This window comes from Paenarthrobacter aurescens, from assembly GCF_025421775.1.
In the GTDB taxonomy this organism is placed as follows: Bacteria; Actinomycetota; Actinomycetes; order Actinomycetales; family Micrococcaceae; genus Arthrobacter; species Arthrobacter aurescens_B.
This window is the reverse complement of the sequence record NZ_JAOEFX010000002.1, coordinates 608,586-630,126: the sequence shown is the minus strand read 5'-3', so window position 1 is coordinate 630,126 and position 21,541 is coordinate 608,586. Positions and strand designations below refer to the sequence as shown.

Here is a 21,541-nt window from a genome sequence, read left to right as displayed (position 1 = left end):
AACCTAGAGTTCAACCTCGATGAAGCCGTCCACCAAGCGCGTGGCAAAAGCCTCGAGTTTGAGGTCCGGATTGGTGAAGCATTCACCGGTTTCAAGGTCGTAGACCTCTTTGTGCAGCGGCGACGCTATGGTCGGCCGGCTTCCGCGGGATCCAATGATGCCACGCGCCATGACGTTGGCGAGCGTCGCCGGGTCCTGCTGTGCGACGGCGTAGACCTCGGTGGGCGCGGTGCGGAACAGCGCAACCTGACGGCCGGCAATCAGCGCAGCTTCACCCCAGGCCAGTTCGAGTTCATCCACCGGGCAAACAGGGTGCCAGGTGGCGGTGGCGGTCAGGTCCTCGGCACGGTCCAGAATTACGGTCATTTCAGCCCCTCTCACTGTGTCCGGGTGCTGGCATTTCCGCCGTCGCTCCCCCGGACCGGGCCACGCTTGCGGCCACTCCTCCACGCTAGGCCGGGGGTGTTTCATCGGGGGTGCGCGTTTGTGTCCAACGGGTAAAAGAGACCTCACGCCTCACGAAATGCCTTTGTGATGCAGAAGTTAAGATCACGAAACATAAGGGAAACTGAAGCGAAACTGCCCGTCCCTAGGCTGGAAGCACAAGTTGCGGAGATCCGTCTGCAACATCTGCGAAAGGCCCACCAGTGACCGGACACACTTCAAGTACAGAGAACCCGCGCCGCATCGTGGTGGTCGGAGGCGGCCCCGCTGCCCACCGTTTCGCCGATGCCATGTTCAATCGCGGACTTGAAGGTTGGCAGGTTACGGTGCTGACCGAAGAGGCCCACCTCCCCTACGACCGTGTGGCGCTGAGCAAGGCCCTCACGGAAACCGGCGTGGACCTCACCCTGGGCGACGCGTCCATGTGGGACCACGAGGCACTGACCCTCAAGACCGGCGAGCGCGCCGTCAAGATCGACTCCGCTGCCAAGAGCGTCCTCACGGCTGCCGGAAACAAGTACGACTACGACCATCTGGTGGTCGCTTCGGGTTCGGATGCAGCCCGGCTTCCCATCCCCGGCGCAGAACACACCCACGTTTACCGGACGCTCGAAGACGTCTGGGCCATCAACAAGGCCATCGCCGAGCTGACTGGGAAGCTGGGACGCAAGGTCAACGCCGTCACCATCGGTGGTGGACTGCTGGGGCTCGAGTCCGCGGCCGGCACCGAGCAGCTGGGCGCTACCCCGATCGTCATCAACGGCTCGCCCTGGCTCATGAACACCCAGTTGGACGAAGGCGCAGGCCAGGCCCTCGGTCGGCTGATTGAAGCCAAGGGCTTCGAAGTCCACGGCGGCGTCTTCCCTTCAGAGGTAGTAACGGACGACGACGGCCAGGTCACCGGTGTCCTCATGGCTGACGGACGCACCATCGATGCCGACCTCGTGATCGTGGCCATCGGTGTCAGGCCCCGCGACGACCTCTTCCGCGCGGCTGAAGGCGAAGAGCAGCTCTTCAGCCTGGGCCAGCGCGGCGGTGTGGTCATCAACGATTTCTGCGCCACCGAAGTGGACGGCATCTGGGCCATCGGTGAAGTGGCCAACTTTGAAGGCATGTGCCTAGGCCTCGTAGCTCCCGCCAACACCATGGCTGAGATCGTCGCCGACCGCCTGCATGGTGGCGAAGCAACCTTCCCGGGCTTCGACACTGCCACGAAGCTCAAATTGTCCGGCGTGGACGTTGCCAGCTTCGGCGACGCGTTTGCCCGGACCGAGCACTCCCTCGAAATCGTCTACGCCGACCCCGCACGCGGTGTCTACCAGAAGATTGTCACCACCGACGACGCCAAGACCCTCCTGGGCGGCATCTTCGTGGGCGACGCTTCCCCCTACATGAGCCTCCGCCCGCTCCTGGGCCGCGAACTGTCCGCCGAGCCGGGCGCGTACCTGAGCGCTGCGGGTGGCGGCGAAGCTCCCGAGACCGAGCTTCCAGACGATGCGATCCTGTGCTCCTGCAACAACGTTGCGGCCGGGACCATCCGCGACACCATCAACGGATGCGGAGCCTGCGAAGGCAACGCTCCCGTCCAGGAACTCGGCGAGCTCAAGGGCTGCACCCGCGCCGGCACGCAGTGTGGTTCTTGTGTCCCCATGCTGAAGAAGCTCCTCGAGGGCGAACTGACGAAGTCCGGCATTGAGGTCTCCAAGGCGCTGTGCGAGCACATCAGCCTCTCCCGCCAGGAACTGTTCGACGCCATCCGCGTCCTGGAGCTCACGTCCTTCGAAGACATCATGGCCAAGTACGGCACCGGCGCGGGCTGCGACATCTGCAAGCCGACCATCGCTTCCATTCTGGCGAGCCAGCACTCCGCCTATGTCCTGGACGCCGGCCGCGGCTCGCTGCAGGACACCAACGACCGCGCCTTGGCGAACATGCAGAAGGACGGCACCTACTCGGTGGTTCCCCGCATCGCGGGTGGCGAGATCACGCCCAAGGGCCTCGGCGTCATTGCGGCCGTCGCTGAGAAGTACAACCTGTACACCAAGATCACCGGCGGCCAGCGCATCGATATGTTCGGCGCCCGCCTGGAGCAACTGCCGGACATCTGGAAGGAACTGGTGGACGCCGGCTTCGAATCCGGACAGGCCTACGGCAAGAGCCTTCGCACGGTGAAGTCCTGCGTTGGTTCCACCTGGTGCCGATTCGGTGTTCAGGATTCGGTGGCCATGGCCATCGCCCTGGAACTGCGCTACCGCGGCCTCCGCAGCCCCCACAAGCTGAAGATGGGTGTCTCCGGTTGCGCCCGTGAATGTGCCGAAGCCCGCGGCAAGGACGTGGGGGTGATTGCCACGGCCGACGGGTGGAACCTTTACGTGGGAGGTAACGGTGGTGCCACTCCTGCCCACGCCCAGTTGCTCGCCAAGGACCTGGACGACGAAACCCTGCTGAAGTACATCGACCGCTACCTCATGTACTACATCCGCACCGCGGACCGCCTCCAGCGCACCGCTCGCTGGCAGGAAGAGCTCGACGGCGGCATCAAGCACGTCGAAGAAGTGGTGGTCAACGACTCCTTGGGCATCGCCGATGAGCTTGAAGCCGCGATGGCCAAGCACATCGACACCTACGAGGACGAGTGGGCCGAGACTTTGAAGGATCCGGAGCGTCTCCGCCGTTTCCGTTCCTTCGTCAATGCCCCCGACCAGAAGGACGAGTCCATTTCCTTCGTTCCGGAGCGCGGCCAGATCCGTCCGGCCACCAACGAGGAAAAGGGCGGCGTGCTCATCGCTTCCACTATCCCGGTCCGCAGCCAAACCGTCGGCGCAGAAAACTAGGGGTCCACCATGCAGCTCACCATTGATCTCACCGGCCGTGACATCCTTGTCACGGGATCGGAAAAGTCTGCCCGCCAAGCGGTGCGGCGCTATCAGACCGCCGGGGCCAACGTCTACCGGCTGAGCACCCCGGAGGGTGTGCCAGGTGACGGCCAACTGCCCGAGCGCCCGTTTCTGGTCGCGGTAGTGGACGACGGCGGGGCCGGCTGGCTGCCGCTGGTGGAACGCTGCCGGGACGCTGGAATTCCCGTGGCTTTCGAGCCCGCACCGGGCACCGAAGGCCATGTGACACTGGTGGGTGGAGGTCCGGGAGCCCTGGACCTGCTCACGGTCGGTGCCGTGGACGCCCTGCGGGATGCCGACGTCGTGTTTTATGACTGCCTGGCTCCTTACCAGGAACTGGCGGACCTGACCTCTGCCGAGTTGGTGGACGTTGGAAAGCAGCCCGGGCTCCACAAGGTGACCCAGAGGGATATTGAGAAGCTCATGGTGGAGGCTGCGCTGCTGGGCAAGAATGTGGTCCGGCTCAAGGGAGGCGATCCCTATGTGTTCGGCCGCGGCGGCGAAGAGGTGGCCGCCTGTGTTGCTGCCGGTGTCCCGGTAAGGGTCATCTCCGGTGTCACCAGCGCCATCTCCGTTCCGGCCGCAGCCGGCATCCCGGTGACGCACCGCGAGGTGAGCCACATGTTCACAGTCGTCTCCGGCCACGCCCCTTTGACGGAGAAGGAACACACCCACCTTGCCGGGCTGGGCGGGACGATCGTAGTCCTGATGGGCATCGGCACGTTGCCCCAGCTGGCGGCTGGCCTGCGACGGGCGGGGATGGCACCGGAAATGCCCATGGCCGTGGTGGAACGCGGATACCGCCCGGGCCAGCGCACCACCATCGCTGACCTCGGTACGATCGAAACGGCAGCCACCGGCTGCAGCAACCCGGCCGTGCTGGTCATCGGCGAGGTGGTCCGGGTGGCTGAAGCCAACCGGAATCATGCCGAAGCATCCGCTGAACTGAGCCGACTCGCGGCTTCGCTCCTTGAAGCCTGAAGGTAAGAACCCATGACTGTTGCACGTGCCATCGAAGTCCAGGACGCTACAGCCGCGCCGGAAGTTTCCGAAGCCGCAGAAGCGCCCTTGGATGGATTCCGCATCGGCGTCACCTCGCACCGCCGTTCCCGTGACCTCATTGAGGCACTGGAGCGCCGCGGTGCGAGCGTGTTGCACGCCCCCGCTTTGAAGATCGCCCCTGTTCAGGAGGACATGGTCCTCATCGAGGACACCCGCACCATCATCGCGGCCGAACCGGACATCTGCATCGCCACCACGGCATACGGGATGCGCCGCTGGTGCGAGGCTGCCGATTCCTTCGGCATCGGCGAGCAGCTGCTGGAAACCTTGTCCGCCTGCCGCATGTTCGTCCGTGGACCCAAAGCACGTGGCGCCGTGCGGGCGGCCGGTCTTGCCGACGTCGGAATCAGTAGTGACGAAACCACCGCCACGCTGGTGGACATGCTGCTGGCCGAAGGCGTGCGCGGCAAAACCGTGGCCGTTCAGCTGCACGGCTATACGGACGTCCGCCAGCTGGAACGGCTCCGCATGTCCGGCGCCACCGTCCTGACCGTGACGCCATACCGCTGGGTGAAGCCCGACGGCGAAGACAAACTGCCGCGCCTGATCGAGGCAGTGGTGGGCGGGAATCTGGACGTACTGACGTTCACCAGCGCCCCGGCGGTGGATGCCATGTGGAGCACCGCTCACGAAATGGGCCTGTACCGTCAGCTCATCGAAACGCTCAAGGGGCCGGTGACTGTTGCCGCCGTTGGGCCGGTCACCGCACAGCCACTGGTCGACGCCGGGCTGACGCCTCTTATCCCTGACCGCTACCGGATGGGTGCCTTGATCCGTTTGGTGACGGAGCACCTGTCCCTGAACCACGTGCGCCGTTTGGAAACCAAGAGCGCAACGATCGAGCTGCGTGGGCGCTGCTTGCGGATCAACGGTGAGGTGGTGGATCTTGCCCCGGCTCCCCTCCTGCTGCTGCGGGCGCTGCTGGGCGCGGGTGGAGCAGTTTTGTCCCGGGAAGCGCTCTCGGACCTGTTGGACCTGCGGGGATCCGTGCACGCGTTGGACATGACGGTCAGCAGGCTGCGTTCCTCGCTCCCGGACGGCAAGCTCGTGGAAACCGTCGTCAAGCGTGGTTACCGGCTCCGGGCCTAGGTCCTCAGCTTCCTCGACCCCTGCCACGCTAGGCCGCCTTCACCAGGGGAAGTTCGTCCCAGTTGGTGGTGTAGCGGGGGCTGAGCATGTCCCGTTTCATGGACCAGTCCGGGCCGCCCTTGATTCCAGCGTGCCCCAGCCCGATGGAGCCGCGGCCATACCGTTTGCTGACTTGCTCCAGCAAGGGACCGATGCCCCGTTCCTCATGCCGGTTCTCGAAGATCTCCAACGGTTTCTGGTTGCCGCTGGGGCGCAGGTCGGTAACCATGATCCCGGCTTTGGCGTACCTCACGCCTTCCTGGATCTTTGGAACCAACGCATGCGCTGCCTTGGTCAGCAGGACGGGATCCGAGGTGGGCATGGGCAATTTGACGTTAACGGAGGGAAACGACTTGTCGTTGGGGTTGTAGACCGATGTGGCAGCAAAGGCTGTCAGCAACTTTGCCTGGAGGTCGTGTTTGGCCAGCCTGGCACTTGCCATCTGGCCGTAGACGCTGAGCACCTGCCGCAGCTGCGCCGCCGTCGTAATCGGCGTGGAAAAGGAGCGGGAGAAGATCAACTGGTCCCTCCCGATCCTTTCCTCTTCCATCGGGATGCACGGGGTGCCCTGCAGTTCCAGGACCGTGCGCATCATGACGATGGAGAACTTGTCCCGAAGGGCTATGGGATCGGCCCGGACCAGGTCAAGGATGGAGAAAATTCCCATCGCATTCAGGCGTCTGGTGAGCCTGGTTGCGACGCCCCATATCTCAATCACGGAGAGCCTCGCCATGAGTGCTTCGCGCTGGGCTTCCGGGATGGAGTCCCAGCGGCACACACCCTTGAAGGCCGGATTGTGCTTGGCCCACTTGTTGGCCAGCTTGGCCAGTGTTTTGGTGCGCGCGATTCCAACGCAGACCGGAACGCCCACGTGCCGTTGGCATGCAGCTTTGATGGTGCGTCCCAGTTCCAGCAGGTCTTCCGGTTGACCTTTCACTCCGAGAAACGCCTCGTCAATGGAGTAAACCTCCTGCCACGCCGAGTAGCGGGCCAGGAGTTCCATCACACGCGAGCTGATGTCCCCATAAAGTTCGTAGTTGCTTGAGAGGGCAATGAGTCCCCATTCCTTGGCCCGTGGAGCAAGTTTGAACCATGGCTCCCCCAACCCGATCCCCAGCTTCTTGGCCTCAGGAGACCTGGTCACTGCGCAGCCGTCGTTGTTGGACAGCACAATCAGCGGCTTGCCCTCCAGTGAGGGGTTGAACGCACGCTCCGCCGACGCATAGAAGCAGTTGATATCCACGTGGGCGATCTCCTGCATCTGATGCATGAGTGCTGGCTTGGACATTCCCCTCCTTCGCTGGGCTATAGCACGCGCGCGGCCGATCCTGAGCAGGACACGCCGCATATTCGAATATATCTTCGAATGCTTTTACTGTACTGCCACGCACCGACAAGAAGACCTCTTTTCCGACGTGCACCTGACGCACTGGCCCAGCAGGCCTCACCCTTGACACGCCCATCACACTGAACTGCGCCCACCTCGTGGGCCATGCTCGAAAGAGCGCTCCAAGGCAGCCAGAAGAGTGGCGGGCGCCAGCCGGTCCACCAGGTCCACCGGCCTGCCTTCGCGCAACGCCGGGCATCCGGTGACCATCCACGCAGCAAAGTAGTTATGTGGAATCCTCAAGGCCATGGCCCGCTCAAACAGCCCTGTCACCACGGGGTGCAAGGACAGGTCTTCCCGGAACTGGAAGCCTGGACAGTAGGTGCCATCCGCAGAAAACACCCGCACCAGTTGCTGCATCAGAGGCTCCGGATCCTCATGTATCTGCGCAAGCCGGCTTCGGACCCCTTCCAAACTTGGGAGGCCAAACTCAGCCCCCATTCGCTCCCAAAGCCCGCTGGGAATGGGCCGCTGCGGATGGGCCGGACTCAGATGTGGTGGAGGCACGTAGTGGCAACTCCCCAGATGGTGAGTTCGGAAAGTGCCGGCACGCGGATGTCCGGATACTTGGGATTGTCTGCTTGGAGGATCACCCCCGAAGGCGTGACGCGGAGCCTTTTGATGGTCAGTTCACCATCGAGGACAGCAACGACGACGGACCCGTCCTTGGGCTCCAGCGCACGGTTGACGATCAGTTCATCACCGTCACTGATCCCGGCACCTTCCATGGACTGCCCCGTCACCCTGACCACAAAAGTGCTGGTGACATCCTTGATGAGGTGCTCGTTGAGATCGATCCGGCCATCAAAATAGTCCTGCGCCGGCGACGGATACCCGGCCGCCACCGGGATTGGTGCCAGCAAAACCGACATCAGGGAAAAGCCCGCATCTATCACGCGGGGGCCGACTATCACGCCCACAACACACCTTTATTCGAATATATGTTCGATACTTGAGTGTACAGCGGATGACGGACAATGTGGTCACTCCACCAAGTTTGCTGTGGCGCAGGAAACCGGCGGCATGGAGGGCCGCCGTCCACGCGTCTTGGCGCAAGACAGGTGCCTTAGGGAAGGTCAAGCGAACTGCTGCTTGGCAGGAACTCAGCAAACCACCGTCTTCGGCTGTAGGGTTCAATACCGCTGTGGCCGGACTGTACATCGCGCATTGGAGAGCCATGACCGCCCGGAGTAAGGACGTCGCTGATGCGCTCAGCGCCGATGTCACACGCATAGTCAAGGAACGCTACCCGGATGAGCTGGCACGCGCGCAGGCCGTCCACGCACGCTCCGGGAAATTGGTTCTCGTGTTGATGTTCTCCTCGGTTGCGCTGTGGTTCGTCGGTCCGGCCCTGTTCCTGAACGGCCTCATCAGCCCGGTGGTCGCCATCATGGTGCCTGGGCTGCTGACCCTCGGGTTCCTCACGATCGTGGTCGTCGCCATCGTCCGCAACAGGGCTGCGGCGCGACCCATCGTCGAGTACGCGAAGCAGTGGGGTCAAAACGTCACGAGTGTCACCAAGAAGGGCATCACCGTCGCCGTCCCGAAGGGCGCCATCACGGTACCCGCGGAGTTCCGTGAGACGCGAAGGGTCACCCGCCAGCCATAATGCCCCGATGGCGCCAAGGCCGGATCAGCGCTGCACCCGATACCGCACGTGGGTGACCAGTCCGGTCCCGCGCGCTTCGATCGGCTCAAGCGTCACGTCCCCCACACCGTCCAGCAGCCGTTCGCCTCCACCCAGGATCACGGGCGAGATGTGAAGCCGCAGCTCGTCCATGAGGCCGGCGGAGAGATACTGACGGGCGGTTTGTGCGCCACCCGCAATGGCCACATCCCTGTCCCCGGCGGCTTCCCGAGCTTGGGCCAGCGCCGATTCGACTCCGTCAGTGACGAAATGAAAAGTCGTGCCACCTTCCATCACCAGCGGCTCGCGCTGGTGATGGGTAAGGACGAAAACAGGTGCGTGATACGGCGGTTCCTCACCCCACCAGCCGCGCCATTCCTGATCCCATGGAGCCGCTCCGGGGCCAGCGAACATGTTCCGACCCATGATGTAGGCACCAGCTTCGAGGATGCCCGCGATCTCAGCGGCGCTGGCCTCCCTCTGCTCGAACTGCCAGCGGTGCAGGCTCTCGCCTCGCTCCCCCAGCGGTTCGTCCAGGGACTGATTGGGGCCGGCAACATATCCGTCCAGGGAAACAGTCAGATCACAGGTGACTCGGCTCATGCGCCCATCCTGCCACTGCCCAACCCGGGCGCCTAGGCCCCATCCCGGCCATCACAGCACCACCTGCATGGCGTTCGGGTGGTCTCCGCGGAGGTCTGTACTGCGGAACGGACGAGTCCTACGCTGAACCTGTTCACCAGCGCGAAGAGGCGAAAAGAGGCAGCCATGGCACGGGATCCAAAACCCACGTTGGAGCAACTGAACATCCTCGTCGGCGACTGGGAAACGTCAGTCCCTGGCCAGGAGGTCTCCGGCCGGACGACGTTCGAATGGCTGGAGGGTGGAGGCTTCCTCATCCAACGATCCACGGTCCAGCAGCCGGAATACCCCAATGCGGTCAGCGTCATTGGCGCCACTGGCTCGGACGGAGCCTTCCAGCAGCACTATTTCGATTCCCGCGGCGTCGCAAGGATCTACGACATGACGCTCAAGGACAACGTATGGATTCTCTTCCGGGACGGCCCGGACTGGCCCCAGCGCTTTGTTGGCCGCTTCAGCGGGGACGGCAACACCATCAACGCCCGCTTGGAACGGGGTACATACCCCGGCGGGCCGCTGGAACACGACTTCGACATGGTGTACACCCGTACGGACTCCCACTAACCAGCGATCCAAACCGGGTTACTCCACCTCATTTACAGATCCCCTGCCCGGTGGGAACATAAGCCCCATAGTCCGCGGAGGCATCGCCCGGCCACACCCGGCGCCGTCAGCTGCAGCTATGTAGTCAGCTCTCCTCTGAGAGGAACGGCCATGGGTCGTCTGGGGACCGGGAACAGCGGGGATGCGGGGTCTGAGCCCGTGTCTGATCCGCCACGCCACCGGAGCAGTGGCATCGAAAAAGTCGACGCAGTGGTGGTGGGCTCCGGCTTTGGAGGTTCCGTTGCGGCGCTTCGACTGGCCGAGGCCGGACAGTCCGTGGTGCTCATGGAGCGTGGCAAGCCATACCCGCCTGGCAGCTTCGCGCGCTCGCCGTCGGAGATGGGCCGGAACTTCTGGGATCCGGACCGCGGCCTGTACGGACTTTTTGATGCCTGGACGTTCCGCGGCACGGAGGGACTGGTGTCCAGCGGGTTGGGCGGCGGCTCACTCATCTACGCCAACGTCCTCCTGCGCAAGGACGAAAAATGGTTCGTCAACGAGTCGCCCATCCCCGGTGGCGGCTATGAAAACTGGCCATTCACCCGGGCAGACCTCGATCCCTACTACGATGCCGCCGAAGCCATGCTCCAGCCTGTGCCCTACCCGTACAAGGACACGGCAAAAACAGTGGCCATGGAAAAATCCGCGGGCAACCTGGGCCTTTCCATCAGCCGCCCACCCATCGCTGTCACGTTCTCCTCCGGGCCCGGCAAAGAACCGCGGACCAACCAGGCTCTCCCCATGCCTGGCTACGGCAGCATCCATGGTCCGAACACTGTGCGGACCACGTGCACGCTCAGCGGTGAATGCGACATCGGGTGCAACGCGGGCGCCAAGAACACCCTGGACCACAACTACGTATCAGCAGCGGCCTTCAAGGGTGCCGATGTCAGAACATTCCACGATGTCCGTGGCATTCGGCCCCTGGACCCAGGAACGCAGGGCAGCGGCTATGAAGTCCGGTATGTGGTGCACCATCCGGATCGCCAAGGCGAACTCCTCACAGAGCGCATCATCCACTGCAGCCGGCTCATCCTGGGTGCCGGCACGTTCGGCACCAACTTCCTCCTCCTCCGCAACCGTGGTTCCCTCCCGGCCCTCAGCGATGCCTTGGGCACACGCTTCAGCGGCAACGGCGACCTTCTGACGTTCATCATGGGTGCCAAAACTCCCCCGGCCAACGGCTCACGGCCGGGCGTCCGCACGTTGGCCGGCAGTCGCGGCCCGGTGATCACCACAGCCATCAGGGTCCCGGATTCGAACGACGACGACGGCGATGGTCGCGGCTATTACGTGGAGGATGCCGGCTACCCGGCCTTCATGAACTGGCTCATCGAAACAGCCCAGCTGGGCACCACCATCAAACGGACGGCGAAAGTTGCAGGGCAACTGTTCAAGGACAGGCTGTTCGAAGCCGGCCGCTCCAACGTATCCGCCGACCTCGCCGCAGCATTGGGCGACGGCCGATTGTCGTCCAGTTCGGTGCCACTGCTGGGGATGGGCAGGGACATTCCCGACGGCGTCATGACACTACGCGACGGCAGGCTCGCCATTGCGTGGACCATGGCCACGTCCAAGGAGTACTTCGTCCGCGTCCGCGAAACCATGGAGGCCATCTCCAAGGACCTGGATGGCGACTTCATTGACAACCCCCTCTGGTGGGCCAAACGCGTCATTACGGTCCACCCGATCGGGGGCGCCCCCTCCGGCCGGCATCCAGGCGAAGCTGTCTGCGACTCGTATGGCGAGGTGTTCGGCTACCCGGGGCTGTTCGTGGTGGATGGAGCCGCGATGCCGGGCCCGGTGGGCGCCAACCCATCCCTGACCATCGCGGCGTTCGCAGAGCGGACATGTGCCCACATCATCGGGAACGCGGACAAGGCGGGTCACCGGGGCATCCGTCCGGAAGATGCGGACGGTTCCGGCGGGCCCAGTGAAAAGGTGGCCGTTGAGCGGGAGGCAGCAGGCGCCGTCGTCGACGTCGGTGCCTCCGCTCCGCGCGCGTTGGCACCGGACGCTACCAAGGGCAAGTCGGCACCGGAGGAACAGCCTGCGAGCGCAGTGTCCGAAGCGCCTCAAGCGCGCAGCCGCGGACTCGGCAGGCCCGGCACTCCCGGCATGCCCGGCGCTCCTGACCAGGAGACCACCTCCGTGCGCTTCACCGAACAGATGCACGGTTGGTTCAGTCCCGGCATCACCGATCCGGAAAAGGGGCGGAGCCTGGGCCGGGACCGCAGCCGGAAGATCATGTTTGAGCTGACCATCACCGCGGAAGACATCGATGCGTTCGCGACCGATCCGAACCACCAGGCCAAAGCCGAGGGCTACGTGCTGGCGGACTACTTTGGTGGCCGGATGCCGGTAGAGCGGGGCTGGTTCAACTTGTTCGTCGAGGACACGTCCGACGACGGCGCGCCGGCCAGGCGGATGCTCTACCGGCTGTGGCTGCGGGATCCGGGCGGCACACCCTTCACCTTTACCGGGCACAAGCTCATCCACAACGAAGCGGGTTTCGATCTGTGGCCTGACACCACCACGCTGTACGCGACCATCCTGCGCGGCCATGTACCGCCGGACGCCGGACCACGTGACGCCGGGGCCGCCCACGAGGGCGTCGTTGGCGCGGGCATCCTCTATATCCGGCCCGTCGACTTTGCAAAGCAGCTGACCACGTTCCGCGCCGAAGGCCCGTCACCGGCTGCCGGGTTGGTCACGTTCGCAAAGTTGTTCGGGCGTGAGCTCTGGCAGGTGTACGGGCGGGGACTCAATCGTGTCCCGTTCCCGCTCAAGCCGAAGCGATGAAAAGCCGGGAGCTCGCCAAACACCACGCCGTTCTGGGTTTCACTCCCCAGACGGCGGTTCGCTGGCTCTCGCCCATGTCGCTGGCGAGGACTGCGTTGAAGGTTGCCGCTGCCACGGTGTTCGCCGATTTTGGTGACAAGCGCGAGCTGGAGGGCAGTTTCCCGGCCGATCCGCTGCGCCTGGATAAGCTTCCGGTCGCTGGCCAACCCGCCCAGCCCCCTGTCAGCAGCAGGGGCCTTCCGTCGCCTGCTGAAGTTCAGGACGAGCGTGCTACCGGTCCGGCGGCAACGGAGATGTGGCTCGATTTCGCGGCCGACCTCGGCGATGGCTTCGACGCCACCTACACCGTGGCGTCGCTGCTGGCCGAAGACACGCTGACCGTGGACGGGCAAGAACTCCCCCGCGGCAGGGTGCTGGTTTTGGGCGGGGACGAGGTCTACCCCGTGGCTTCCCCGGCGGCTTACGAGAATCGGATGGCGGGTCCCTACCGGACTGCGTTCCCCACCCATCCGGACCGAAACCCCGTGCCTGTCATGCTCGCGCTCCCCGGCAACCATGACTGGTACGACGGCCTCACGTCTTTCATCAGGATCTTCACCCGGCAGCGAAGCATCGGGGGTTGGCGGACCATCCAGACGCGGAGCTACTTTGCCGTTCGGCTTACGGGTACCCCTCCCGTGCAGGGCCGAAGTGGCACACCCGGCTGGTGGCTGTTGGGCCTGGACAGCCAACTGGGCCAGTACATCGACGAGCCGCAACTGGACTACTTCTACCGGAACGTCACCCTGCAACTGCAGCCTGGCGACGCGATCATCCTCTGTGTGGCCGCTCCCTTCTGGGTTGATGCCGCTGACCCGGCATTGAGCGGGTTCCGCCAGGCAAACTTCTTCGAACAGGACTACCTGCGCCGCCGCTTCAACCCGGAAACCGGCCTGTTCGAAGCCACGGGTGCCAGCGTCCGGCTGTGGCTCACCGGCGACCTCCACCATTACGCCCGTTACGAGCAGCGGGAACCTCCCCCAGACGTCGGCAAGCCGGCACCGCACACCTTGCCGGATCCAGGCAGAACCCAAATGATCACGTGCGGGTTGGGCGGCGCCTACCTCTCGGACACCCACGAACTCCCCCAGAACCTCATCCTCCCTGCCCCATCCGCGGCCCCGGGTGAATCGTCCAGCGTCCACAATGCCGAGCATGCCGGCACAGCCCGAAGCTTCACGCTCATGCCCACCACGTTTCCCGGCCAAGGAGACTCCCGCCTGCTCGGCCCGCAACTGGCCAACCCCTTCTCACAGTTCTGGCTCCCCATCCGCAACCCCGGCTTCGGCCTATCGCTCGGCATTGTGCACATCGTCGCCGCGTTGACTCTGTGGACGGTCTTCAGCGCCTTCCGCGGCGAGTCGTTTGTGGACAGCCTGCGCAGCCTGACCCGCGGAAACACCGTGGTGCTGGTCTTCGTTCTGGTCCTTGCCCTGCCCCTCCTGCTGGCGGTCACATCCTTGCTCGCGCGTTGGCTGGCGCTTGCCAAGGCAGGAATCATCATTTTTGCCCGAGGGGCGCTGTACCAGCTGTCCGCGCTCGCGGTGAGCGTCGCCGTCGTGATCCTGCTTCCCTGGCCGGATGGCTGGCCGGACTTCGTGATCCTGCTGCTGGCCCTGGCAGTGGTTCACCTGGGTGGCTGGGCGGTGGGCAGCGAAGCTTTCGCCCTCTACATCCTGGCCACGTCCAGCGGTGAGGTGTCCTCCTGGAAAATGTCCGGCCAGGCGATCGAGGACCACAAAGGCTTCCTCCGCATCCACCTTGCACCCGACGGCAAGCTCACCGTCTATCCGCTGAAAGTGGACACCATCTGCCGTGATTGGCAGTTGGCAACGAACGACGACGGCGCGCGGCTGGTTCCCGTTTCCGGTTTGCCTGCCGTGCGGCTTCTTGAAGAACCCATCACCATCGCACGGAAAGGCAACACACCATGATCATCACCCGTGCCGAGCACAGGACCGAGGTCATCCCCATCCGTGCCCGGGACAACACCCCACTAAGCCTGGTCCATGTCACCTCGGCGGCCGAAGCCAGCAAAGGACCCGTGGTCTTGGTCCACGGCTCCGGTGTGCGCGCAGAACTGTTCAGGCCACCCATCCGGACCACCATCGTCGACGTTCTCCTCGAAGACGGGTGGGACGTGTGGATGCTGAACTGGCGGGCATCCATCGATCTCGATCCCCTGTCCTGGACGCTGGCCGACGCCGCGGTGTATGACCATCCCGCCGCCGTCGAGCACATCCTGAACGCCACCGGTGCGGAGACCATGAAGGCCGTGATCCACTGCCAGGGATCAACGTCCTTCACGATGTCGGCCGTGGCTGGGCTGCTGCCGCAAGTGGACACCATCGTGTCCAACGCAGTGTCGCTGCACCCGGTTGTTCCAGCCTTCTCGCGGCTGAAGATCGACTACCTCACGCCGGTAGTCAAGGCTTTCACGCCCTACCTGTCACCCGCGTGGGGTTACAAGTCGCAGGGCTACTTCACCCGCGCCATCCGCGGCCTGGTCAAAGCCACGCACCACGAATGCGACAACACCGTGTGCAGGATGGTCAGTTTCACCTACGGCAGCGGCCGCCCTGCCCTTTGGTCCCACGAAAACCTCGACGACGCCACCCACCAATGGCTCAGCGGCGAGTTCGCGGAGGTGCCCGTGACGTTCTTCGAGGAAATGGGACGCAGCATCAAGGCCGGGCACATGGTGGCCGCCGGCGACCACCCCGAACTGCCGGACAACTTCGTGGCCGAAGCGCCACAGACCGACGCCAGGTTCGCGTTCATCGCCGGCCTGGACAACCTGTGTTTCCTGCCCGAAAGCCAGCAGCGCACGTTCAAGTTCTTCCAAAAGCACCGCCCCGGCAAGGACTCCCTCCACCTCATCCCCGGCTACGGCCATCTGGATGTCTTCTTCGGCGACCATGCCTGGCAGGACACCTTCCCCGTCATTGTCCACGAGCTCAATGGAACCCAGGAGCCAAAACCATGAAAACCCTCACCGAACTGGCCACACCCTTACTCAAGCTCCTCCCGTCTCCGGTTCCACGGCGGCAGGAGCGGCTGCGGGGCCATCATGCGTTCGCGGACGGCATCAAGTACGTCATGCCCGTCAATTCCGACGACTCGCCCGTACTGATGGCGGCCTTCCCCATCAACAAGAAGGCCGCGGCCGCTGCGCTCCCCGGTTCCGAGATGCGGCCGTTCAGCCTGGGCGGCAAGGGCCTGCTGGTGGTGACGGTGGTCAACTACAAATCCACGGACATCGGGAAGTACATCGAATACTCACTGGCCATCGCCATCACCCACGGCAGCAGGCCGACGCCGCCCATCCTCCCCCTGCTCTTCCAAAAGACCTTCAAACTGGGCCAATTCGTGGTGGACCTGCCCGTCAGCTCCGAAGTCTCCGTCAAGGGCGGCAAGGGAATCTGGGGCATGCCCAAGCACCAGGCGAACCTGGACTTCGTGGTCACCGACACGAGCGTGTCCGCACAGTACGACAAGGACGGCCAGCTGGGTTGCTACATAGAGATCGAGCGGCCCGAACCCTTGGATTTGCCGCTAAAACTCGCGGCCTCCAACTACTGCGTGTTCCGGAACATGCTCTGGAAATCGGACATCTACTTCGAGGCCACCGGGGACATAGCGCTCGGCGCCCAAGCCAAGGCGCGGCTCATCCTCGGTGACGCGCCCGGCGTCGAGCCTCTGAAGAACCTGCAGGTGGAGAGCAAACCAGTGTTCACCGCATGGCTGCCGCAAGCCCACGGCGTGCTGGACGACCACTACGAAGCCTGGTTCCTCACCGCTCCCACCCAGCTCGAGGCCGTGGCCCTTCGCGGCGGGGACATGATGGACAGCGTGGTGAACCTGGGCCAAGGACAGGAATGGCTGGCTCCGCCGGACCGCAGCCGGGTCCCGGGCGCTGCCGGCCCCAGCCCGGAGCCCACCGGCGGTGCCCAATGAACTGGCTCCTCCTCCTCAACGCCCTCTACTTCCTCTTCGGAGCCACCATGTACGTGGGCACCATGTGGGTCCTCAAGTTCTTCCTCTACCCAACATGGGAATCCCTGGCCCGTGACAACGTGGACATGCATTTCGGCATCCCCACCCGCGCGGCCACCAAGTTCTTCACCATCGTGGTACCCATCATGTTCATCTCCGGCGGCATCCTTGTCTGGTCCGAATGGGGCACCCTACGCGTCATCCCCGCCATCATCTGCTTGCTGGGAATCATCGTCCTGACCTGGGTAGGCCAAGGCATCATCATCCCCATCAACGTCCGTATCCGTGGCGGCGACTTCGCGGACGATACCGAACTCCGGTCGCTCCTCAAACGCTGGATGATGCTCAACGACATCCGCTTCTACGTTTCCACCCTGACCTGGGCCGCCATGGTCTGGCTGCTGGTGGACCGCGGCCGGCTGCTGGAGTCCTTCGCGTGACCGCGCACCAGCCAGCACAGCCCGGGCACCACCCGTCCGGATCCCGGAAGACACACCCACCCGGAACCGTGGCCTGGGCCCTCGCCGACCCCCTCCGTGCGGTACTCGCGGCGATCGCCGTCGTCACCGTCCTGACCGGCGCCGTCCAGGTTCCCTTCGGCGGGCAAGTCCTGCAGCTGATCGGCGCAGACCCGACCCCCGAAACCCGCCAACTCTTCGGCACCGTGGGCATGTTCATGGTGGTCGTGGGCGGACTGCTCCTCCACACCCTGCTCAACGTCGTCCCCTCCCCCGAAGTGGTGCTCTGGTCCGGACTGCAGAAAACCGGAGCGTTCGGGGCCGTAGGAATCGGGGTCTTGAACGGGATCTTCTCACCCATTGCCCTTCTGGTCGCCTTCTTCGACCTCGCGACGGCGATACTCCTCTTCATCTATTGGCGCCGCATCAGCGCGGCACCAATCAGCGCCGGACCGGCCCGGTGAAACGCCGGTGAAGCGCTCGCTGGTACTCGCCGGAGGCGGGATGCGCGTGGCGTGGCAGGCCGGGGTGGTGAGGGCGCTCGCCGAAGAGGGCCTTAAGTTCCAGCACGTGGACGGGACCTCCGGCGGGATACTCACGGCCGGGATGCTGCTCTCCGGGGTATCGCCGGAGGAAATGTGCACCCGCTGGTCGGACGTGGATGTCAAGGACTTCGGCTCGGCCTTGCCCCTTGGCAACTACCTCAAAGGCCCGTGGTCCCTTCCCGCCGTTGGCGACGCCGACGGCATCCTCGGCAAAGTGTTTCCCACCTTGGGCATCAACGACGCAACCATCCGTGCCCGCGCGGCTGAACCGGACGCCGTCGAGGGTTCCTTCAACGTGGTGGAGTTCACCGATAAGCGCTGCCACGCGATCGACGCCGCGGTCATTGATGCTGAACTGATGGCCGCTGGCATGTCCCTGCCCATTTTCCTGACCCCACTGCGCAGGGACGGCAAAATCTGGACGGACGCGGTCTGGGTGAGGGACGCCAACGTCGCTGAAGCCCTGCGTCGTGGTGCCGACGAAGTGTGGCTGATCTGGTGCATCGGAAACACACCGTACTGGGGTGACGGGCCGCTGGAACAGTACGTGCACATGATCGAAATGAGCGCCATGGGTGCCCTGCTAGCTGATTTCGAGGCTGCCGCGGCCGTTGGACGGGACTTTGTGCTGCACGTGATCCGTCCCGAGCACCCGCTTCCGCTGGACCCGGAGTTCTACCTGGGCAGGATCGATGCCGACACCCTGATCGGTATGGGCTACAGGGACGCCCGCGCCTACCTCGACGCGATGACGGCCTCCGGACTGCCCAAGGATTCGGCCTGCACAGCGATGACCGAGCCACAGCCGGGTGTCCGCTTCAACGACACACTGCACGGCGAGCTGGACGGCTCGCCCGTGACGTTCAAAGCCACAGTGGTTCTTCCGTCTGATCCCGGCGATGAAGCGCCTCGGCTTACCGGATACCTTGAGCACCCACGGTTCGGGCGGGCGTTCCTGGCAGGCGGGCAGGTGGAGACTACCGGGGACTACGTCACATACCGTGCGCGGATAAGGCTCGACGGCGGGTGGCAGCACATCGCGGTAACGCGCACCTTGCGCGACGACCCAGGTCCGGATGCCTGGGCGGATTCGCGGCGTGCCAGGCTCGACGTGGCTGGCATGACTGCCGAGCTGAGCATGAGCCTGGCCGATGCTGCACGGCTCCTGGCCTCCCTTGAACCCGTGGGCGCCCACGGACTCGTGGACCGGGCGGAAGCGGTGGCGGGCTTCGCCGGAAACGGATTCCGGGAGTTTCTCCGCCGGTACTGACGCCCGCTGGCCACCCCGATGTGACGCACGTTATTACCGGCTGGTAAACACCACGATACGGATCCGCCAAAGATGGCAACAGAGGGGAAACACCCGCGAAAAACCGGCCCCCTACGCTGGTGATCAACAGCAGGTCACATGAGCGAAAGGGCCAAACATGTCCGCCACCCCGTCCGCATCTTCCCTCCACATCGTCATCGCAGGCGCGGGCCCCGCCGCCCAGGCTTTGGTGCGGCGGCTTGCTGGCACATCCGGAACCCGGCAACGCCCTTTCGACGGAACGATCACCGTGCTCAGCAACCGCGACGAATGCCCGGAAGCATTGCTGGAACTCGCTGAACTCCCCCAAGTCTCGGTCCGCTTCGGCCAGGCGGCCAGCTTCATCGACGCCGACGCAAAGATTGTCACCACTGTGGACGGCATGGAGTTCGCTTACGACCAGCTGGTCATCGCGACGGGTTCGGCCCCGGTCCTGCCCCCGGTGGCGGGCGCCGAATCCAGCCTGAGCTACTCCACTATCGACGACGCCGCGAACATCGGCGAAGCGGTCAAGGACGTCACCCGGATCGTCGGCCGTCGTCCCTTGGGAATCCTGGTGGGTAACGGACCTGCTGCTGGCCAGGCTGAGGCCGTGCTGCGGGCACGCGGGGTCCGCCCAGTCCGCACCACCCTCCGCCCGACCGCCGTCGTCCCTTCCACCGATGGATCCGGCGTGCAAGGCGCCGCTATGCCAGCCACCGGGATCCTCTTCGAGGACGGCAGCAGCATGAACGGCGACCTCGTGGTCATTGCAGAGGAACGCACTGCCCGCAAGGACCTCGCCGAAAGCGCCGGCCTCCTTGTAGCGTCCGACGGCGGCATTGCAGTGGGGCGCGACCTCGCCACTTCCGTTCCGGGGATCTGGGCGATCGGCGACGCCGCGTCCTGCGACGGTCTTCGCCTTGGTCTGCTCCTCTCCGCGGAGTCTTCGGCGATGCTGTGCGCTTCCGGCATGCTCTTGGGTGCGCCCGGCTTCGCGGATCAGCAAGCGCCACTGGCCGCATGATCCTTTCGGGCTTGGAGTCTCTTTCCTCACCGAATTCCTCATCGAACAACTGCGGGTGACTTGTCCCGGTACCGCACCCGACGGCCATCCCGCCGGGATTTCGGTGATCTCTCCGGGGCCGTAGTGCTCGAATCTGTCGGAGCCGCCGACAGTTCCGCCACTAACCCCGGAGTTGTCGCCGCGGAAGTGCCGGCGCCCTGGCTACAACCTGGTAAGGCTGGGGCTTTCGACCGGTAGTTGTGTCCCGTGGGCGTGGTGATCTCCATGGCATGGTTGTCCCCGGGCACGGTTTTGGTGCTCCAGCCCGGGTTTTCTTTGGTGTGGTTGCAGGCTTCGCAGAGTCCCGCGCCGTTGTTCACGGTGGTGGTTCCGCCTGAGTGCCAGGGCACGATGTGGTCGATATGGCGGATGGGCGCGTCGCAATAAGGGGTGCGGCAGGTGTCATCACGGGTTTCGATAAATCGTCTGAGCCGCGGTGGGAAGAGCCTTGCTTTGGAATCCATGGTCAGGAGCTCGCCGGTGGCCGGTGCCGTGTAGAGCCGGCGCAGCCACACGGTTATCTCATCGGCTTGCCTTAGTGCCGGACCATCGGGTGTTGAGGATGATTGGCCAGCCACAGGATTCTCCCTCGTCCCACGAGGCTCGTCCGAGACAGTCCCTCCGGCACCAACCAGTGCCCTGGCCCATTCCGCAGGCACAACCCCGTACCCCCGTAGCCGGGCAGGCTCGCTGTCGCCTTGGAAGAGGGCCCGGTCGGTCATGACGAGCTGGAGGTCGACGCCACTGATCCCTCCGCGCCTGCCGGTGACGCGCTCGACGAGGGTATCTGCCATGACCTGGCCTCGGATCCGGGGGTCCCCGGCCGAACGGGCAGAGTCAGCAGCCCGGGTCAGAGCGGCGTACGCTGCAACACCCTGGGCCACCGGGAGTAGCGCTGTCAGGTACGTCATCGTGTCAGGCGCGGGCCGCAGGCTCACGGTCCGCTCTGACGCGGCGTGGCTGGCACGTTGGGCAACGGAACGCGGATCACGCCGGTAGGCGGCGGCCTTCGCGGCAGCAATGATCGCCCTGTCGCCCTTCCCCTCGAACGTGCCGGTGTCCGCGGCGAGTTCCTCGTCCACGGCGCACCGGTCCTCCACAGACAGGCATGCTGTTTCCTTGACGAGCAACGTGGCCCGCCATTCATTCAACTGCCCCGATTCCAGCGCCGCCATGGTCCTCGGCATCTCCACCACCAGCGCCTTCGCCAACCCCAGAAGACGGGAGCCCCGGTTCGGGGACTCCCGCCGGGCCAACGCGACCTGCGCCCCAACACCCTGGCCCCGCTCGGACGCGGGGACGCCGGCCTCGGCTTGTTCCTGCCGCTGGGCAAGGTCAAAGGCCACCGCAGCACGGGCCTGCAACCCCACGATGGCTGACTTCAGGTCTTCCAACCCGCGGATCTGGTCGATCAGCTCCCGGCTCGCGGTGCCGAGGCGGACGGAACGCAGGGCGGCCAAAACATCCCCCACCGATGCTCCAACCGCCGGTGTGATCGTAGTGGCCGCTGTGGCCGCCTGCACTCTCCGAATCCGCTCCATGCCCCAACTCTTCCAG

General features: G+C 64.5%; 19 protein-coding genes. 13 read left to right on the top strand and 6 right to left on the bottom strand.

What is annotated here, in order from left to right; all coding sequences use genetic code 11:
• Positions 1-3: 3 nt before the first annotated feature.
• Complete coding sequence (gene nirD, locus N7568_RS06180; RefSeq protein WP_261609003.1) at positions 4-366, bottom strand: nitrite reductase small subunit NirD; 363 nt, start codon at positions 364-366, stop codon at positions 4-6.
• A gap of 281 nt (positions 367-647) precedes the next feature.
• On the opposite strand from nirD, the gene nirB reads away from it, so the two are divergent.
• The 3 genes from nirB to N7568_RS06165 are packed head-to-tail and all read left to right on the top strand — an operon-like array spanning position 648 to position 5,492.
• Positions 648-3,278 (top strand): nitrite reductase large subunit NirB, encoded by a 2,631-nt coding sequence (gene nirB, locus N7568_RS06175; protein ID WP_261609002.1) that lies wholly within the window; start codon positions 648-650, stop codon positions 3,276-3,278.
• Positions 3,279-3,287: 9 nt separating this feature from the next.
• A complete protein-coding gene (cobA, locus tag N7568_RS06170; RefSeq protein ID WP_261609001.1) occupies positions 3,288-4,322 on the top strand; it encodes a uroporphyrinogen-III C-methyltransferase in 1,035 nt (344 codons plus the stop codon).
• Positions 4,323-4,334: 12 nt separating this feature from the next.
• A complete protein-coding gene (locus N7568_RS06165) occupies positions 4,335-5,492 on the top strand; it encodes a uroporphyrinogen-III synthase (RefSeq protein ID WP_261609000.1) in 1,158 nt (385 codons plus the stop codon).
• 28 nt (positions 5,493-5,520) lie between these two features.
• Here N7568_RS06165 and N7568_RS06160 read toward each other — a convergent pair whose 3' ends face one another.
• The 3 genes from N7568_RS06160 to N7568_RS06150 all read right to left on the bottom strand — a co-directional run bounded on the left by N7568_RS06160 (position 5,521) and on the right by N7568_RS06150 (position 7,838).
• Complete coding sequence (locus N7568_RS06160; protein WP_261608999.1) at positions 5,521-6,819, bottom strand: Y-family DNA polymerase; 1,299 nt, start codon at positions 6,817-6,819, stop codon at positions 5,521-5,523.
• Positions 6,820-6,993: 174 nt separating this feature from the next.
• Positions 6,994-7,278, bottom strand: coding sequence for a hypothetical protein (locus N7568_RS06155; protein ID WP_261608998.1), 285 nt, complete (start codon positions 7,276-7,278; stop codon positions 6,994-6,996).
• A gap of 128 nt (positions 7,279-7,406) precedes the next feature.
• Positions 7,407-7,838, bottom strand: a complete 432-nt coding sequence (locus tag N7568_RS06150) for a LexA family protein (protein ID WP_011774093.1) — start codon at positions 7,836-7,838, stop codon at positions 7,407-7,409.
• A gap of 257 nt (positions 7,839-8,095) precedes the next feature.
• Here N7568_RS06150 and N7568_RS06145 point away from each other — a divergent pair, with 257 nt between their 5' ends.
• Positions 8,096-8,527 carry a hypothetical protein gene (locus N7568_RS06145; RefSeq protein WP_261608997.1) on the top strand — a complete coding sequence of 144 codons (432 nt, stop codon included), beginning with the start codon at positions 8,096-8,098 and terminating at the stop codon, positions 8,525-8,527.
• A gap of 24 nt (positions 8,528-8,551) precedes the next feature.
• Here N7568_RS06145 and N7568_RS06140 read toward each other — a convergent pair whose 3' ends face one another.
• Positions 8,552-9,148 (bottom strand): dihydrofolate reductase family protein, encoded by a 597-nt coding sequence (locus tag N7568_RS06140; protein ID WP_261608996.1) that lies wholly within the window; start codon positions 9,146-9,148, stop codon positions 8,552-8,554.
• A gap of 165 nt (positions 9,149-9,313) precedes the next feature.
• Between N7568_RS06140 and N7568_RS06135 the strand changes: the two genes are divergently transcribed.
• The 9 genes from N7568_RS06135 (at position 9,314) to N7568_RS06095 (ending at position 19,945) form a co-directional block, all read left to right on the top strand.
• On the top strand, positions 9,314-9,751 hold the full coding sequence (locus tag N7568_RS06135; protein ID WP_261608995.1) for a hypothetical protein: 438 nt from the start codon (positions 9,314-9,316) through the stop codon (positions 9,749-9,751).
• Between the two features lie 198 nt (positions 9,752-9,949).
• Positions 9,950-12,592, top strand: a complete 2,643-nt coding sequence (locus N7568_RS06130) for a GMC oxidoreductase (protein ID WP_261608994.1) — start codon at positions 9,950-9,952, stop codon at positions 12,590-12,592.
• On the top strand, positions 12,589-14,565 hold the full coding sequence (locus N7568_RS06125; RefSeq protein ID WP_261608993.1) for a hypothetical protein: 1,977 nt from the start codon (positions 12,589-12,591) through the stop codon (positions 14,563-14,565). The genes N7568_RS06130 and N7568_RS06125 overlap by 4 nt, the downstream gene beginning before the upstream one ends.
• On the top strand, positions 14,562-15,617 hold the full coding sequence (locus N7568_RS06120; protein ID WP_261608992.1) for an alpha/beta hydrolase: 1,056 nt from the start codon (positions 14,562-14,564) through the stop codon (positions 15,615-15,617). Before N7568_RS06125 ends, N7568_RS06120 begins: the two co-directional genes overlap by 4 nt.
• Positions 15,614-16,588, top strand: coding sequence for an acetoacetate decarboxylase family protein (locus N7568_RS06115; RefSeq protein ID WP_261608991.1), 975 nt, complete (start codon positions 15,614-15,616; stop codon positions 16,586-16,588). The genes N7568_RS06120 and N7568_RS06115 overlap by 4 nt, the downstream gene beginning before the upstream one ends.
• On the top strand, positions 16,585-17,067 hold the full coding sequence (locus tag N7568_RS06110; RefSeq protein ID WP_261608990.1) for a hypothetical protein: 483 nt from the start codon (positions 16,585-16,587) through the stop codon (positions 17,065-17,067). The genes N7568_RS06115 and N7568_RS06110 overlap by 4 nt, the downstream gene beginning before the upstream one ends.
• Positions 17,064-17,549: a hypothetical protein gene (locus tag N7568_RS06105; RefSeq protein ID WP_261608989.1), complete on the top strand. Its 486-nt coding sequence runs from the start codon at positions 17,064-17,066 to the stop codon at positions 17,547-17,549. The genes N7568_RS06110 and N7568_RS06105 overlap by 4 nt, the downstream gene beginning before the upstream one ends.
• Before the next feature lie 7 nt (positions 17,550-17,556).
• On the top strand, positions 17,557-18,900 hold the full coding sequence (locus N7568_RS06100) for a patatin-like phospholipase family protein (RefSeq protein ID WP_261608988.1): 1,344 nt from the start codon (positions 17,557-17,559) through the stop codon (positions 18,898-18,900).
• A gap of 157 nt (positions 18,901-19,057) precedes the next feature.
• The gene (locus N7568_RS06095; protein WP_261608987.1) at positions 19,058-19,945 is read left to right on the top strand and encodes an NAD(P)/FAD-dependent oxidoreductase; all 888 of its coding nucleotides are present in this window, start codon (positions 19,058-19,060) and stop codon (positions 19,943-19,945) included.
• Positions 19,946-19,983: 38 nt separating this feature from the next.
• Here N7568_RS06095 and N7568_RS06090 read toward each other — a convergent pair whose 3' ends face one another.
• Positions 19,984-21,525 (bottom strand): HNH endonuclease, encoded by a 1,542-nt coding sequence (locus N7568_RS06090; protein WP_261608986.1) that lies wholly within the window; start codon positions 21,523-21,525, stop codon positions 19,984-19,986.
• Positions 21,526-21,541: the final 16 nt, after the last annotated feature.